The sequence below is a fragment of the Mucilaginibacter sp. genome (assembly GCF_965277465.1).
Lineage (GTDB): Bacteria > Bacteroidota > Bacteroidia > Sphingobacteriales > Sphingobacteriaceae > Mucilaginibacter.
On record NZ_CBDICW010000001.1, the window covers coordinates 207,923 to 224,559 of the forward strand.

A 16,637-nucleotide genomic window follows, 5' to 3' on the forward strand; every position below is an offset into this window, starting at 1 on the left:
GAACAGCAGCAATAACACGATTTCCTGATGAGGCTTTTCTGGTTAACCTAAAACTTCTCTAACTCAGCCTTTACTTGTTGCATCAGCCACATTGGGGTTGAGGTTGCACCGGCTATACCCACTTTATCGCCCGGGGCAAACATGCCTTTTTCAAGCTCGCTTACAGATGATATAAAATAAGTATCGGGATTATGCTTGCGGCAAACCTCAAACAACACCTTACCATTTGATGATTTACGGCCCGAAACAAATACAATTTTATTAAACCGGGTTACAAACTTAGGCAGATCCATATCGCGGTTTGATACCTGGCGGCAAATGGTATCGTTAGCTTTAAGGTTATAACCACGAGCCAAAAGCTCGTCTTTAACATGGTAAAACTTTTCCATGCTTTTGGTGGTTTGGCTGTAAAGGGTAATATTTTGCGGCAGCTCCACATTATCCAGCTCGGCTATATCCTGAAAAACGAGGGCCTCGTTATTGGTTTGCCCTTGCAGGCCCACAACTTCGGCATGGCCATGCTTACCAAATATCAATATCTTTTCATCGGCATCAAAAGATGTTTTGATGCGGTTCTGTAGTTTTAATACTACCGGGCACGATGCATCAATAAGGGTAATATTATTTTCTAAAGCGGTACGGTAAGTATCCGGTGCTTCACCATGGGCGCGGATCAGTACCTTTTCATTCCGCAGGTCTTTAAGCTGGGCATGCTCTATAATCCTTAAGCCTTTGGCTTTAAGGCGCTCTACCTCTTCGTCGTTGTGTACTATATCGCCAAGGCAATATAAATAACCATCTTCGGCCAAAATCTCCTCGGCCATATCAATGGCATAAACCACCCCGAAGCAAAAGCCCGAATCCTGATCAATAGTTACCTGAAGTTCGTAATCGCCCATTGTGTTGCAAAATTAATCAAAAATGTTCATTGCTGGTATAAGTATTATCCCGGCAAATATTTATTATGCTAAACCCGCCGTCCTTTCCACAAATTTGTTTTTGCCAGGTGCCTTTGGATAGATGAAAAAGCAATAATAACCAAATTGAACATTTGCAGCGGGTGCAAAACCACATTATACCAGGCATTTTGCCCGGATGAAAGGGATACCATAACCCTTGTAAGTAGTATTAACCCACTCATAAAAAATATGAGGTTAAAGTTTAGCGTCATTATTACTATCATAGGGCCGCCAATAACTATCAAGATATACAGCAGTAAACTAAGTGCATTGTAGTTAAATACAGCAAACAGGTTTTTGCTGAACCCGCTTACGGCTTCGGTATAACTTTTATACATGCGGCAGCTTATCATCCCGTTGGCCAGTAAAACCTCGCCATTAAGCGCTTTGGCCTTTACCAGTTTCATTATTTCGGCATCCTCAACTACCTTTTCCTTAACCTGCAAGTGCCATTGTTTTTGGCGGTAAGTGGCTGCATCAAATAGCATAAATTGCCCGCAGGCAGTAGCTATTGAAGCATTTTTTGAAAGATAAACTAACCTTAAGGGTAATAAATTAAGCAGCATATAATGTAGCATGGGCACTGTGGTTTGTTCTCCAAAAGTTAACATCTGCTGGTTGCAAAACAGGCTTAATAAACTTAGCTTGTGTAACTGCATGCGGTAAACTGCACTATTTATAAGGTTGTTATTGACAGTGGTATCTGCATCAATAAATAAAAAATATTTGCCTTTGGCCTGCTTTGCTAACTGGTAACAGGCATAGTTTTTTCCCGTCCACCCAGCAGGCAGTTCTTCTCCTTTAATAACCTTAATGCGGAGGTGCGTCTTTGCAAAAGCTTCACAAATTGTATATGTATCATCGGTAGACAGATCATCATAAACGATTACCTCGTAGTTTTCATAATCCTGCATTTGGATGGATTGCAGCAGGTTTAAAATATTGTGTTGCTCATTACGGGCGGGGATCAGTATGGATACCAGGTCGGTATAAGGGCGGTTTACCCTGGTAAGCTTAGGGTTTGAAACAAAATTAAAAACAGTTACTGTAAAGCGTAATACAATGAAAAACAAGGTTATTGATATAGCAATGATCACTTTTATATAACGGGTTTGAATTAAAGAAATTTTGCAGCAACACTGCTAAATTAATAATTTATAACATCAGGTAAATTTACTGATGGCGCTATCGGTTATTGCGCAGTTAAAATTCCGTAAAAGCACGGTTACTATTAAGTAATTATCCTGATTAATGTTTTTGCCGGGAACGCCAATTTTGGGTCAGTAAGAACAAGTGCTTTGTTCTTTTTTGAAACATTATAAACTTCATCATTAATCACATGAAAAAAATTAATTACCTTTTAGTATTGGCCGTTGTTATGCTGTTTGCATCATCATGCGGTAAAGACGGAGCCGTTGGGCCACAAGGCGCCACAGGCCCGCAAGGCCCCATCGGTGCTACAGGCGCAACGGGCGCTAATGGCACAGCCGGAACAAATGGAACAAACGGCGCTACCGGAGCAACAGGTGCTACAGGCACTGCTAATGTAATTTATTCGGACTGGGTAACACCCGCTGCCTATACAAAAACCACCCTTTTTAACACCTATCATTTTACTTATGATATAGCTGCAGCAAAAATAACCCAGGCAATATTAGATAATGGCGTTGTATTGGTATATGCAAAGTTGAACGGATACATTTCAACCATTTGGCCTACCAACCAGGTTAGCGAACTACCTATAATTATTAATTATTTGCAGGGTACCACGCCCGAGATTGATACATGGTCGGCACTGTCAACAGTTGGCAATGTGCGGATTGATGTAACTAACAATAATAACGTTTATGGCAGTATATCAAACCAGCATAGCTTCAGGTATGTTATAATTCCGGGTGGTGTTAAGGCATCGTCGTCCATAAACTTTAAAGATTATAACCAGGTAAAAGCAACCTTCCACATAACCGACTAAAACAATTAAAATGATGCATCTGCTGGAAGTTTAACCCGGCGGCTGCATCATGATAATACCTTATCAATATAATCAACAATAGCACCGGTTGCACCGGTATTGTTTTTTACATAGCTGCTGGCTTTTTGAGCTGCACCATTATAAAAAGGCACATCGTTTATTAAACTGTTGGTTATGGCTTTCAATCCCGCTTCATTGGTAATACTAAAGCCTGCTTTTAAAGCAACTAACTCTTTCGCCTCGTTAAACTTTGCATAATTAGGGCCAAATATTACAGGCAGGCCAAAAGCTGCGGCCTCTAAAGTGTTATGGATACCAACCCCAAAGCCACCTCCTATATATGCGATATCAGCATATTGATATAGGGATGATAGCATGCCGATATTGTCAATTATCAGTACTTTAAAATCATTAATTGGCATTGTAAGTTTTGAAATAGCAGAGTACCGCAAAAACGATCCTTTGGGGAGAAGCCCGATCAGCCCCTTTATCTTTTCCTCATTAATCTCGTGGGGGGCAAAAATAAATTTCCAGCCGGGGTAGTTATCAATAAGGGTGGCTATTAGCTTTTCATCGGGTGGCCAGGTACTGCCGGCAATAAATACTTTGTACCCGTTTTTAAATTCGGCAATGTTGTTTATAGGTTTAGTATCAGTAGCATTGGCCCAAACCCGGTCAAAGCGGGTATCTCCACTTACGGTAACATTACTTACCCCTATATTTTGTAACAACTGCTTTGAATTAACATCCTGAACAAAAAAATGAGTTACAAATCCAAGCATGCTGCGGTGCAAACTACCGTACCATTTAAAAAACACCTGCCCCGGCCTGAAGATACCCGATATAATATACAATGGAATTTGTTGCCGATGCAGCTCATTAAAAAAATGATACCAGTATTCGTATTTGGTAAAAACAGCAAATTCGGGCTGTATGGTATCAATAAAATTCCTGGCATTTTTTGCTGTATCCAGCGGCAAATAGTAAACCGCATCGGCCAGGGGGGTATTTTTTCGCACCTCAAATCCCGAAGGTGAAAAAAAGGTGATCACTATTTTTTTTGCCGGATATTGTTTGCGCAGCTTTTCCATAACGGGTCGCCCCTGCTCAAACTCGCCAAGTGATGCAAAATGAAACCAAATACTACCCTTTTCACGTATAAGTTCACAATTATTTCGGCCGGTTATCCATAGTTTAGCTTTTTTGTTGAAAAAGGAAACTAACCAAACAATAATGAAATATAATCGTATCCCTATGTTATATATTAGAAGCATTTTAAGCTATGAATTATTAACTTCGCAGGGGATAAATGTAATCACAATAAAATAAATTGAGCGATAGCGGCTCATGAGTTCACTGAAATTAACAATTTAACAAAAAAAATTTATGAAAATTGCTGTTATCGGAACAGGTTATGTTGGCCTTGTAACCGGAACTTGTTTAGCTGAAACGGGTAACGAGGTTGTTTGCGTTGACATAGTTGAAGAAAAAGTTAACAAAATGCGCGCCGGCGAAATGCCGATTTATGAGCCGGGCCTTGATCTGTTATTTCACAGAAATATAAAACAGGAAAGGTTAACATTTACCACCAACCTGGCCGAGGCCATAGCCCCCGCAAAAGTTATATTTTTAGCACTGCCAACCCCTCCGGGTGCTGATGGTGCTGCGGATTTAAGCTACGTGCTTGGAGCAGCCAAGGATATTGCAAAACTTATTACTGAATATAAGGTTATTGTTACCAAATCAACCGTGCCGGTTGGTACTGCCGATAAAGTGACTGCGGTAATGAAAGCAAATACCGATATTCCTTTTGCAGTAGTATCAAACCCTGAGTTTTTACGCGAAGGGGTTGCTGTTGAAGATTTTATGAAACCAGACAGGGTTGTTATTGGTACTATGGATGAAAAAGCACGCCTGATAATGGGCGATCTTTATGCCCCGTATGTACGCCAGGGTAACCCTATCCTTTATATGGATGAGCGCTCATCTGAATTAACAAAATATGCTGCAAACGCATTCCTGGCAACAAAAATCACCTTTATGAACGAGATTGCCAACATGTGCGAGCTTGTGGGTGCCGATGTTGATATGGTGCGTAAAGGTGTAGGTGCCGATGCCCGTATAGGTAAAAGGTTCCTGTTTCCGGGTGTTGGTTATGGCGGCAGTTGTTTCCCTAAAGATGTACAGGCGCTTTCAAAAGCAGCCGAAGAAAATAAATATGAGTTTAAAATATTAAACTCCGTAATGGAGGTTAATGAAACCCAAAAGAAACGCCTGGTTGTAAAACTGCGCGAATATTATGGCGAAGGCGGCCTTAAAGGTAAAACATTTGCATTATGGGGCTTGGCATTTAAACCCGAAACTGATGATATACGCGAGGCCCCGGCTTTATATATTATTGATGAGCTGCTTGCCGCCGGCGCCAATGTAGTTGCTTATGACCCTGAGGGAATGCCAAACGTTAAAAAATTAATTGGTGATAAAATCACTTATTCGGCAGACAGGTATTCGGCCCTTGAAGGCGCGGATGCCTTGCTGATCGTAACTGAGTGGCCGGTTTTCAGAACCCCGGATTTTGATTTCATGAAAGAAAAGCTTAAAGCAGCCGTTATATTTGATGGCCGTAATCTTTATGATCTGGACAGAATGAAGGATTGTGGTTTTTATTATAACAGCATCGGACGTAAAATAGTAGGTTAAATTAATGGCAAATCGTAAAAGAATATTAATAACTGGTGCAGCCGGTTTTTTAGGCTCGCACTTATGCGACAGGTTTATAAAGGAAGATTACCATGTTATAGGCATGGACAACCTGATTACAGGCGACCTTAGAAACATTGAGCATCTTTTTAAACTGGAAAACTTTGAGTTTTACAATCACGACGTATCCAAGTTTGTGTATGTGCCCGGCGATTTGCATTACATTCTGCATTTTGCATCGCCAGCAAGCCCTATTGATTATTTGAAGATCCCTATACAAACCTTAAAAGTAGGATCGTTGGGTACGCATAATCTTTTAGGTTTGGCACGTTCAAAAAAAGCAAGGATGCTTATCGCTTCAACATCTGAAGTATATGGCGATCCAAGTGTAAACCCGCAACCGGAAGAGTACTGGGGTAACGTTAACCCGGTTGGCCCGCGTGGTGTTTATGACGAGGCCAAACGTTTTCAGGAGGCTATCACAATGGCTTACCATACTTTTCACGGTTTAGAAACCCGCATCATCCGCATCTTTAATACCTATGGCCCGCGCATGCGCCTTAATGATGGCCGTGTACTGCCTGCTTTTATTGGCCAGGCTTTAAGGGGCGAATCATTAACCATGTTTGGCGATGGTTCACAAACCCGTTCTTTTTGTTATGTAGATGATTTGGTTGAAGGTATTTACCGCCTATTATTTAGCGATTATGCCCAGCCAATGAACATTGGTAACCCCGATGAGATAACCATCCGCGAGTTTGGTGAAGAGATCATTAAGTTAACCGGTACCGATCAAAAACTGATCAGCCTGCCATTACCTACTGATGATCCTAAACAACGCCGTCCGGATATTACCAAGGCAAAAGCTATTTTAGGCTGGGAGCCAAAAGTTTCAAGAAGCGAAGGTTTAAAGATCACCTATGATTACTTTAAATCATTGCCCGAAAAAGAAATATTACACAAGGATTTTACATACTACAACAAAAATTAATGGCAAAAATATTAGTAACAGGTGGTTTAGGTTTTATTGGCTCGCATACGGTAGTTGAACTTATCAATTCGGGCTATGAACCTGTTATTGTTGATGACCTGTCAAACTCAGATCCTAAAATATTAGATCAGCTTGCTAAAATAATAGGTTACAAACCGGCCTTTCACCAGCTTGACCTTTGCGATGAGCAAGGTGTAAAAGCCCTGGCAGCGGCCGAACCTGATATTACCGGAATTATTCATTTTGCTGCATTTAAAGCAGTGGGCGAATCGGTACAAAAACCATTAAAATATTACCGCAATAATTTTTATTCGCTGATAAACATATTAGAAGCTTATTACAGCAGGCCTATAAACTTTGTTTTCTCATCAAGCTGTACCGTATATGGCCAGCCTGAGCAGTTGCCGGTTACTGAAAATGCCCCGGTAAAACCTGCTGAATCTCCATACGGAAATACCAAGCAGATTGCCGAAGAGATATTAAAAGATATGATGGCTTCGGGTGCTAACTACAAGGTTATATCGTTAAGGTATTTTAACCCTGTAGGTGCGCATGAAACCGCCCTTATTGGCGAATTGCCGATAGGTGTACCGCAAAACCTGGTGCCTTTTATTACGCAAACAGCCATTGGCAAACGCGAAAAGATCACCGTATTTGGTAACGATTACAATACGCCCGATGGCAGCTGCATCCGCGATTATATTCACGTGGTTGACCTTGCAAAAGCACATGTAGCTGCTTTAAAGCTATTGGAAAAAGACAGCTTTACCGGTTATGATGTATTTAACTTAGGTACGGGTAATGGCAATTCGGTACTGGAGGTAATTCATGCTTTTGAACGTGCAACAGGCGTAAAAGTGAATTACGAGATAGGCGCGCGCCGCGGTGGCGATGTTGAACAGGTTTGGGGCGATGTTACCAAATCACAAAACGAATTGCACTGGAAGGCAGAACTTGGTATTGATACCATGATGTCGTCGGCATGGGAGTGGGAAAAATACATCTCTCAAAACCCTTTATAGTTCAAAGTAAATGAAAAAGATCATTATCACCGGTGGTGCCGGCTTTATTGGCTCGCACGTTGTTCGCCGCTTTGTAAAAAATTACCCTCAGTATCAAATCATCAACCTTGATAAGCTTACCTACGCAGGTAACCTTGCCAATTTAACCGATATTGAAAATGAGCCTAATTATAAGTTTGTAAAGGGCGATATTGTTGATACTGATTTTATAAGCAAGCTTTTTGCACATGAGCAGCCGGATGCCGTAATACACCTTGCAGCGGAATCACATGTTGACCGGTCAATTACTAACCCTGTTGAGTTTGTGATGACCAATGTTGTAGGTACCGTTAACCTTTTAAATACCGCCCGCCACCAATGGAAAGGACGTTATGACCAAACGCGATTTTACCATGTATCAACCGATGAGGTTTACGGCACATTAGGCGAAAGCGGCATGTTTACCGAGGAAACGGCTTATGATCCACATTCGCCATACTCAGCATCAAAAGCTGGTTCAGATCATTTTGTAAGGGCTTATTTTGATACTTACGGGCTTGATACCGTAATATCCAATTGTTCAAATAATTATGGCTCGTATCATTTCCCCGAGAAACTGATCCCATTGGCCATTCATAATATTAAACAAAACAAACCGGTACCGGTATACGGCAAAGGCGAGAACATCCGCGATTGGTTATGGGTTGAAGACCATGCAAGGGCGATTGACCTTATTTTTCATAAAGCAAAACCCGGATCAACCTATAACATAGGCGGCCATAACGAATGGAAAAATATTGACCTGATCAAACTGCTGTGCAGCATACTTGATAATAAGTTAGGCAGGGCTGCGGGAGAGTCTGAAGGTTTGATTACATTTGTTACTGACAGGGCCGGGCATGATCTGAGATATGCCATTGATGCAACAAAACTTAAAAACGAGTTAGGCTGGGTACCATCCATTACTTTTGAAGAAGGTTTAGAGAAAACGGTTGATTGGTATCTTGATAACGAGAAATGGTTAAATGATGTTACTTCAGGCCATTATCAGCAATATTATAGTGAGCAATATAACAACCGCTAAGCATGTTTGGGTTATTTAAGAAAAAGGAAGCAAAGAAAAATATCACCTTTGACTATAGTTCATTAATAGTTGATATGCATTCGCATGTTTTACCCGGAATTGATGATGGTGCACAAAACACGGATGAATCTATTTTCCTGATAAAAAAGATGATGGATCTGGGCATTAAAAAAATAATTGCCACCCCGCACATCATGATTGATTATTACAGGAATACAGCCGAAACTATTAATGGCTCACTCGAAATTTTAAAAGCAGCCCTTATAAAAGAGAATATACAAATAGAAATAGAAGCCGCTGCCGAACACTATTTTGACGAAACTTTTGAAGCGCGTGTTAATGACGGCAAGCTAATGGTAATGGGTGATAATTATGTGCTTTTTGAGTTTTCATTTATCAATAAACCACCAAACACTATTTCGGTTGTACAAAAGTTAAGAGAATTAGGGTATAAACCTATCCTTGCCCACCCGGAAAGATACCCTTACTTAACTATGGATGATTTTGAAATGCTGCACAGCTGGGGTGTTGATTTCCAGCTGAATACCATTTCACTAACCGGTTATTATGGCTCGGAAGCCAAAAAGCTTTCTGAAAATTTAATAGATAAGCAGCTAATTGATTTTATATCGAGTGATATGCACCACCCAAGGCATGCCGATGCTTTAAAAAATGCTTTACGAATGCCTTATGTTGAAAAGCTACTTTTTGATTATCCGCTAAAAAACAGCTTATTGCGATAGTAGCAGTAAATAAATAAATGATCAGGAGCCTTGGGGGTTAAGAGCAGATAAAATCGATCTTAAATCCAGGCTCTTTTTTGATTAGGGTTATTCGTATCGCAAAGCCTCAACAGGATCAAGCTTTGAAGCCTTTTTAGCCGGATAAAAGCCGGATATCAACCCAATAAAGGTACAAAGTATCAAGGCCGAGATTAGCCAGAACCACGGCGCTACAAACGTGCCGCTTATATTAACGGCAATAAGGTTACCAACCGCCATACCTAATATAATACCGCCAATACCCCCTATAAGGCATATTACAATGGCTTCTATTAAAAATTGCTTGCGTATTACGGCTGGTGTTGCACCTAATGATTTTCTTAAACCAATTTCGCGGGTACGTTCTGTTACCGAAACCAGCATAATATTCATTAAGCCAATGGCTGCACCAATCAGGGTAATAATACCTATGGCAAAACCGCCGGCGGTCATCCCGGCTAACTGTCCGGATAGTTCCTGCTGAATAGAGTCACTTCTTTCAATTTCAAAATTAGCATCATTGGCTACGTTCAGGTCGCGGATATTTCTGAACAGTGAAGTAGCTTCGCCAATGGTTGCATCCAGCGCAGCCGGGCTGTTAACCATAATGGTTATGGTGAAGGATGGATTGGTGGTTGCTATGATCTGCTTTGCGCGCAGCACCGGGATCACACAAAACTTATCGCCGCCAAAACCCGCGCTCGATCCTTTTGAGGCAAACACGCCAACCACCTTAAACTTATTATCCCCAATAAATATTAACTTATTAATGGGGTCGCTCTCTTTAAAAAGGCGCTTTTTTATCTCGTTACCAATAATAACCACGTTTGAGCCATGCTCAAGTTCGGATGATGAAAAGTTGCGGCCAAAAGCTATTTTTTGCCCGCTGGTAGCCAGGTAGTTTTCGTTTGAGCCGGATACAGATATATTAGGATTGGTTTTTTGACTATTGTATTTTGCCACAGCCGTACCGGTTACCTGCAAGTTTACAGCCACAACAACGGGCAGCGTAAAGAGCTTTTTGAACCTTTCGGCCTGGTCATACCGGATGGCAGGGTAAACCTTTCTGTGCCCACCGTTACCAAAGTTAAGGCCCGACCCCCTGTTTTGTATAGTGAACGAGTTTGCCCCTAAGCCTGCAAAAGCATCGGTAGTATATTGTTTAACACCTTCAATTGCTGTTAATATACCTACAAGGGCCATAATACCAATAGCAATAATTAACGAGGTAAGCGCGGTACGTAACCGGTTACCCGCTATTGACTGTAAGGCTATTGAGATATTTTCTTTGTAGGAGGTTTTGACAGGCATGGTTTAAAATTAACAAAACTGTAGGGATAAGACTTACCTATGCTATAGTTTGTTACAGTTTGCCACAGTTAATTTATCGCCCTGAAAACACTTGTTTTTTACCATATTAAATTTGTTTTGGAGTTAAACAAGCTTTACTTTCATCAAACCTAAAACTTGTATAGATCATGAAGAAATTTCTTGTACTTATTTTATTAACAGCAACAGCTTTTATTGCCAATGCCCAGATTGAGCTTACCCGCCCGGTTGAAGATTATGCAGTTAATAAAACCACCATTGTTACCAATAAAGATGGTGCAAAATACCCTTACGACAAATGGAGTAAGTTATTAGCTACCGGAAATTACAAGTTAAAACCCGTACATGATGACAGTGACAGCACCGATTTTATCTTGGTAAAAAGAGATGAACAAGCAATTGATAAAACACTTTCGGCAGCTGCAAAACCCGAGGAAAGTAAATTTTTTAAAACCGGCGATCCATTTAAGTTCCTTACGCTTAAAGATATGGATGGGGCGATTATAAAGCCCGAAGATTTGCAGGGCAAGGTTGTGGTAATTAATTTTTGGTTTATAGCCTGCCCGCGTTGCAGGTATGAAATGCCAGAATTAAACCGCCTGGTTAATGCTTATCAAAATAATAAAGATGTCGTGTTTATTGCTATCTCCTTAGATAAAATGCAAAACATAGAACGCTTTTTAAAAGTATCCCCTTTCAACTACCGTATAATTGGTAATGCAATGCCATTATTCGCCTATTATAAAGTAAGCGAATGCCCGGTTAGTTTGGTAATTGATAAAGCAGGCATTATCAGGTTTAACAGCGTAGGTTATGGCGATGGCTCCATACCCGAGTGGATAAAAAAAACTATCGACGAAGTAAAATAATGGGTACAAAAAAAGCAGCTCATTCAGAGCTGCTGATTATTTATTGAATTTCTATTTGTATTTATACCGAAAACGAAGTACCGCAACCGCAAGTGCTGGCTGCATTAGGGTTATTAAAGGTAAAGCCACGTGCATTTAAGCCATCCTGAAAATCTATCTGCATGCCAACAAGGTATAAACCATGTGCCTTATGCATAAAAACCTTAATATCGTTTATAATGTATTCCTGATCGCCGTCTTTTTTCTGGTCGAAACCTAAAATGTAGTTCATACCCGAGCAGCCACCGCCTTCAACACCCACACGTAATCCAAAATCCTCACCAATCTCTTGCTGATCTTTCAACTTAAAAAGTTCTTTAACGGCGCCTTCAGTAAAGGTTACCGGTCCGGTTTCTGTTTCAACTGCAGTACTCATCTTATTTTTAATTAACTACACAAATATAATGTAAAATGCGGATTTTTGTTGCAAGCGGTTTATTTATGACCTCTATTTAACATTCGTACTCATGAACTTTTTACCGTACTTTCTTGATATTTTAAAATACACCATAGCAGGCCTGAGCATTGTATGGATTGCTTTTTACCTGGTTAAGCCCTATTTAGACAGGGACGAAGCTATACAACTGCTTGAATTTAAAAAGGCCATCAGCAACCAAACGCTGCCACTGCGCTTACAGGCTTATGAGCGTTTAGTGCTTTTTATTGAGCGCGTAAACCCCGCAAGCCTGCTCATCAGGTTAAATGCCACAGCTTACTCCGCACAGGAACTATATGCCCTGATACTTGAAGAAACACGCAATGAATATCAGCACAATATAACCCAGCAAATTTATGTGAGCAGCAGGGCATGGTCTGTAGTTAAGCGGGTAAAGGAGGATACTACCGGTATTGTAAACAACGCCTTCCGGTCGTTACCCGATACTGCAACAGGGCTTGAATTGAGTAAAGCCATATTAGGCTCATTAAGTCAGCTGGAAGATAACCCTTATGATATTGGTGCCAGTTTGCTTAAGAAAGATCTTGAAGATTTATTTTAAGCAATATGCCCGAAAAAAAAATAACCACATCGTCCGGTATCGAAATTAAAGAAGTTTATACCCAGCAATCAGGTATGGACGAACTGCCGGGTCAGTTTCCATATACCCGCGGCATACAAAAGGATATGTACCGGGGCCGCCCCTGGACCATGCGGCAGTATGCCGGTTTTTCAACCGCCGAAGAATCAAACAAGCGCTACCACTACCTGCTAAGCCAGGGTACAATGGGGTTATCTGTAGCGTTTGACCTCCCTACACAAATTGGTTACGACTCAGACCATGAACTATCCGAAGGCGAGGTTGGCAAAGTAGGGGTAGCTATTGACTCATTAAAGGACATTGAGATTTTGTTTAACGGTATCGAGCTAAAAAACATAACCACCTCCATGACTATTAATGCTACGGCACCTATATTACTGGCCATGTATATCGCATTAGCAAAAAAACAGGGTGCCGACCTCAGCCAGATCTCGGGCACCATTCAAAACGATATATTAAAAGAATACGCCGCGCGTGGTACCTATATATACCCACCCCAGGCATCCATGCGGTTAATTACCGATGTGTTTGAATATTGCAGCACTGAAGTACCCAAGTGGAACACTATATCTATATCAGGCTACCATATCCGCGAAGCGGGATCAACCGCAGTGCAGGAACTGGCCTTTACGCTGGCGAATGGCAAAACCTATTTAAAAGCGGCCTTACAGAAGGGGCTTGATATTAATGTATTTGCCAAGCGTCTTTCCTTCTTTTTTAACTGTCATAATAATTTTTTTGAGGAGATAGCCAAATTCAGGGCGGCAAGGCGCATGTGGGCACACATCACCAAAGAGCTGGGCGCTACAGATGCGGGGGCCCAAAAATTACGTTTCCATACCCAAACAGGTGGCTCAACCTTAACGGCCCAGCAACCCATGAATAATATTGTAAGGGTAAGCAACCAGGCCCTGGCAGCAGTATTGGGCGGCACGCAATCATTACATACCAACGGTTATGACGAAGCTATATCATTACCTACCGAGGCCGCAGCAAAAATAGCACTGCGTACCCAGCAGATCATCGCATTTGAAAGCGGGGTTACTGATACGGTAGATCCTTTGGCAGGCTCCTACTTTATAGAGGCCCTGACAGACGAATTGGAACAGGCCGCCCAGGTTTACATTGACAAAATAGATGCTATGGGTGGCTCTGTAAAAGCCATTGAGCAGGATTACATGCAGCAGGAAATTGCAATTTCGGCCTATCAGTACCAAAATGAAATAGAGAGCGGCGAAAAAGTTTTGGTTGGCGTAAACAAGTTTATAGAGCCGGAGCCATCTGCAATTAATGTATTCAGGGTTGATGACAGTATCAGGATACAGCAAACTGAAAAATTAATATCGCTTAAAGCTGAGAGAAATAGCGAAGCCGTTAATTTATCGCTTAAAAATTTGAGCGAAGCAGCAAAAGGAACGCAAAATCTGATGCCCTTTATATTAACAGCTGTAGAAAACTATGCCACATTAGGTGAAATTGCTGACACATTACGCGACATATTTGGGGAATACTGACAATATCAAACTGCCAAATTAATCCACTGACAATTTATCAACATTCCTGAAAATTCTATTCCCTGTAGTTACAGCCACTTACATTTTTTTTGTGCCAACAATGGCGGCGTGGCTCAAAAATTGTAAGTCCCCTAACCCTCGTTAACCGGGAACATAGTGTTTATAATAAATTGACAGATAAACAATTAAAAAACTATTGGCATAGTTAAATATTGCTGTTAAAGGGGCTTTTTTACCGCGAAATATAATATTTAAAATTGAATTTCGCGGTAAAAAAGGTCGAATAAAACAGATATTTATTTTACTAAAATGTTAAAAATTAATTTTTTTATCCGCTTTTTTTTAGAATATTCGATGTTCCGTAACGGGCCAAAAGATTATCAACTGGAAGGTTGGAAATCAATATTTTAATTAAATTTATATGGAAAAAACTTGTACTAACGTTTGGAATAGTTGCCTTCAAATCATAAAAGATAACATACCGGCCCAAAGCTTCAAAACCTGGTTTGAGCCGATCAAAGCTTTAAGGATGGAAGGGAGCGTATTAACCATACAGGTACCAAGTTTATTCTTTTACGAATGGCTTGAAGAGCATTACGTTGGCCTTTTGCGCAAAACAATAAAAAAACAATTAGGCGATGACGGACGTTTGGAATATAATATAGTTGTAGAACAATCATCATCCAGCAAGCCATACACTACCAATATCCCTTCAAACGGAAATGGCGCTGAATCAAAAAATCAGTCTATGCCGATACCTATTTCAATAAATAAGGATATAAAGAACCCCTTTGTTATTCCAGGATTAAAGAAATTGAATGTTGATCCGCAGCTTAACCGCAATTACACCTTCAATAACTTTGTTGAGGGCGATTGTAATCGTTTGGCACGTTCGGCAGGTTATGCAGTAGCAGCTAAGCCAGGTGGTACTTCATTTAACCCATTAATGATATATGGCGGTGTAGGTTTAGGTAAAACACACCTTGCGCAAGCCATCGGTAACGAAATTAAACAAACCCTGCCCGATAAGCTGGTACTATATGTATCGTGCGAGAAATTTACCCAGCAGTTTGTTGATGCCTTAAAACATAATAACATTAATGATTTTGTGAACTTTTACCAGGCCATTGATGTATTGATTATGGATGATGTGCACAACTTTGCCGGTAAAGAAAAAACACAGGATTTCTTTTTCCATATTTTTAACCACCTGCACCAATCGGGCAAACAGGTTATCATCACATCCGATAAAGCACCTAAAGACCTTGCCGGTTTAGAGGAACGCTTGTTATCAAGGTTTAAATGGGGCCTTTCTGCCGATCTTCAGATCCCTGATCTGGAAACCCGCATGGCTATCCTTAAAAACAAAACCTACCAGGATGGTATCGAATTATCAAACGATGTAATTGAGTACGTTGCCCATAACATTGATAATAACGTACGTGAGCTTGAAGGTGCAATGGTATCCCTGCTGGCACAATCAACCCTTAACCGCAAGGAAATTGATTTGAACCTGGCTAAACAAATGTTGAAAAACTTTGTGAAAAACTCATCGAAAGAAATTTCGATGGAATATATACAGAACTTAGTTTGCGAGTATTTTGAAGTGCCTATTGAAATGGTAAAATCACAAACCCGTAAACGCGAAATTGTACAGGCCAGGCAAATCTCCATGTATTTGGCAAAGGCACATACCAAAAGCTCACTAAAATCAATCGGTCATTTCTTTGGCGGCCGCGATCACTCCACAGTGATATATGCCTGCCAAACAGTTGAGGATTTAATTGATACCGATAAAAAGTTTAAAGGCTACGTAGCCGATATTCAGAAAAAACTGAAGATGTCGTAACTGATCTTATAATAAACTATTAATGAGAGCCCTGCATTTTATGCGGGGCTTTTTTTGTATATATTTAGGTTATGAAAAAACTTTTAATGATCGTACTTTTTGCCGCTACCGGCACAATAGCTTATTGCCAGCAATCGGCAACGGATGGTGTGAAGCAAACTATTAACACCTTATTTGATGGCATGCGAAAGGGCGATAGCACCATGTTAAGGGTGGCTTTTGCAAAGGAGATGATACTGCAAAGCATATCTACCGGTAAAGACGGGCAAGCCGTAATCTCAACCGATAACGCAAATGATTTTGTAAAAGTAATCGGAACGCCGCATGCATCCGTTTATGATGAACGCATTACCTTTGGTGATATTAAAATTGACGGCAGCCTTGCTACAGTATGGGCGCCGTACAAGTTTTACCTGGGCAATAAATTCAGCCATTGCGGTGTCGACGTATTTTCGTTAATGAAAACACCCGCCGGCTGGAAGATAATTTACATTGTAGATACCCGCAGAAAAGACAATTGTATTGAATGATA

At 40.7% G+C, this 16,637-nt stretch carries 16 protein-coding genes; 11 read left to right on the forward strand and 5 right to left on the reverse strand.

The window, feature by feature from the left end:
- Nucleotides 1-47: 47 nt before the first annotated feature.
- Entirely contained in the window at nt 48-899 is an 852-nt protein-coding gene (locus tag ACQY4U_RS00865) for a 4-hydroxy-3-methylbut-2-enyl diphosphate reductase (protein ID WP_428327468.1), read from the reverse strand.
- A gap of 68 nt (nt 900-967) precedes the next feature.
- Nucleotides 968-2,056, reverse strand: a complete 1,089-nt coding sequence (locus tag ACQY4U_RS00870; RefSeq protein ID WP_428327469.1) for a glycosyltransferase — start codon at nt 2,054-2,056, stop codon at nt 968-970.
- A 242-nt stretch (nt 2,057-2,298) separates the two neighbouring features.
- On the opposite strand from ACQY4U_RS00870, the gene ACQY4U_RS00875 reads away from it, so the two are divergent.
- Nucleotides 2,299-2,931 (forward strand): hypothetical protein, encoded by a 633-nt coding sequence (locus tag ACQY4U_RS00875; protein WP_428327470.1) that lies wholly within the window; start codon nt 2,299-2,301, stop codon nt 2,929-2,931.
- A gap of 47 nt (nt 2,932-2,978) precedes the next feature.
- Here ACQY4U_RS00875 and ACQY4U_RS00880 read toward each other — a convergent pair whose 3' ends face one another.
- Complete coding sequence (locus ACQY4U_RS00880) at nt 2,979-4,205, reverse strand: 3-deoxy-D-manno-octulosonic acid transferase (protein ID WP_428327471.1); 1,227 nt, start codon at nt 4,203-4,205, stop codon at nt 2,979-2,981.
- 112 nt (nt 4,206-4,317) lie between these two features.
- Between ACQY4U_RS00880 and ACQY4U_RS00885 the strand changes: the two genes are divergently transcribed.
- From ACQY4U_RS00885 to ACQY4U_RS00905, 5 genes are read left to right on the forward strand one after another with little or no spacing between them, the layout of a single operon-like run.
- Nucleotides 4,318-5,631 (forward strand): UDP-glucose dehydrogenase family protein, encoded by a 1,314-nt coding sequence (locus tag ACQY4U_RS00885; RefSeq protein ID WP_428327472.1) that lies wholly within the window; start codon nt 4,318-4,320, stop codon nt 5,629-5,631.
- A gap of 4 nt (nt 5,632-5,635) precedes the next feature.
- Nucleotides 5,636-6,622 (forward strand): UDP-glucuronic acid decarboxylase family protein, encoded by a 987-nt coding sequence (locus ACQY4U_RS00890; RefSeq protein ID WP_428327473.1) that lies wholly within the window; start codon nt 5,636-5,638, stop codon nt 6,620-6,622.
- Nucleotides 6,622-7,644, forward strand: a complete 1,023-nt coding sequence (gene galE, locus ACQY4U_RS00895) for a UDP-glucose 4-epimerase GalE (protein ID WP_428327474.1) — start codon at nt 6,622-6,624, stop codon at nt 7,642-7,644. The genes ACQY4U_RS00890 and galE overlap by 1 nt, the downstream gene beginning before the upstream one ends.
- Before the next feature lie 10 nt (nt 7,645-7,654).
- On the forward strand, nt 7,655-8,707 hold the full coding sequence (gene rfbB, locus ACQY4U_RS00900; RefSeq protein WP_428327475.1) for a dTDP-glucose 4,6-dehydratase: 1,053 nt from the start codon (nt 7,655-7,657) through the stop codon (nt 8,705-8,707).
- Nucleotides 8,708-8,709: 2 nt separating this feature from the next.
- Entirely contained in the window at nt 8,710-9,450 is a 741-nt protein-coding gene (locus ACQY4U_RS00905; protein ID WP_428327476.1) for a tyrosine-protein phosphatase, read from the forward strand.
- Nucleotides 9,451-9,537: 87 nt separating this feature from the next.
- On the opposite strand, the gene ACQY4U_RS00910 is transcribed toward ACQY4U_RS00905, so the two are convergent.
- Nucleotides 9,538-10,779 (reverse strand): ABC transporter permease, encoded by a 1,242-nt coding sequence (locus ACQY4U_RS00910; RefSeq protein WP_428327477.1) that lies wholly within the window; start codon nt 10,777-10,779, stop codon nt 9,538-9,540.
- Nucleotides 10,780-10,946: 167 nt separating this feature from the next.
- On the opposite strand from ACQY4U_RS00910, the gene ACQY4U_RS00915 reads away from it, so the two are divergent.
- The gene (locus tag ACQY4U_RS00915; RefSeq protein WP_428327478.1) at nt 10,947-11,666 is read left to right on the forward strand and encodes a TlpA family protein disulfide reductase; all 720 of its coding nucleotides are present in this window, start codon (nt 10,947-10,949) and stop codon (nt 11,664-11,666) included.
- 61 nt (nt 11,667-11,727) lie between these two features.
- Here the strand turns inward: ACQY4U_RS00915 and ACQY4U_RS00920 are convergent, their stop codons facing one another.
- Nucleotides 11,728-12,081, reverse strand: coding sequence for a HesB/IscA family protein (locus tag ACQY4U_RS00920; RefSeq protein WP_428327479.1), 354 nt, complete (start codon nt 12,079-12,081; stop codon nt 11,728-11,730).
- 91 nt (nt 12,082-12,172) lie between these two features.
- Between ACQY4U_RS00920 and ACQY4U_RS00925 the strand changes: the two genes are divergently transcribed.
- The 4 genes from ACQY4U_RS00925 to ACQY4U_RS00940 all read left to right on the forward strand — a co-directional run bounded on the left by ACQY4U_RS00925 (nt 12,173) and on the right by ACQY4U_RS00940 (nt 16,635).
- Complete coding sequence (locus ACQY4U_RS00925; RefSeq protein ID WP_428327480.1) at nt 12,173-12,703, forward strand: hypothetical protein; 531 nt, start codon at nt 12,173-12,175, stop codon at nt 12,701-12,703.
- Nucleotides 12,704-12,708: 5 nt separating this feature from the next.
- Entirely contained in the window at nt 12,709-14,256 is a 1,548-nt protein-coding gene (locus ACQY4U_RS00930) for an acyl-CoA mutase large subunit family protein (RefSeq protein ID WP_428327481.1), read from the forward strand.
- A 421-nt stretch (nt 14,257-14,677) separates the two neighbouring features.
- The gene (dnaA, locus tag ACQY4U_RS00935) at nt 14,678-16,105 is read left to right on the forward strand and encodes a chromosomal replication initiator protein DnaA (protein WP_428327482.1); all 1,428 of its coding nucleotides are present in this window, start codon (nt 14,678-14,680) and stop codon (nt 16,103-16,105) included.
- A gap of 71 nt (nt 16,106-16,176) precedes the next feature.
- Nucleotides 16,177-16,635, forward strand: coding sequence for a nuclear transport factor 2 family protein (locus ACQY4U_RS00940; RefSeq protein WP_428327483.1), 459 nt, complete (start codon nt 16,177-16,179; stop codon nt 16,633-16,635).
- The last annotated feature ends 2 nt before the right edge of the window (nt 16,636-16,637 follow it).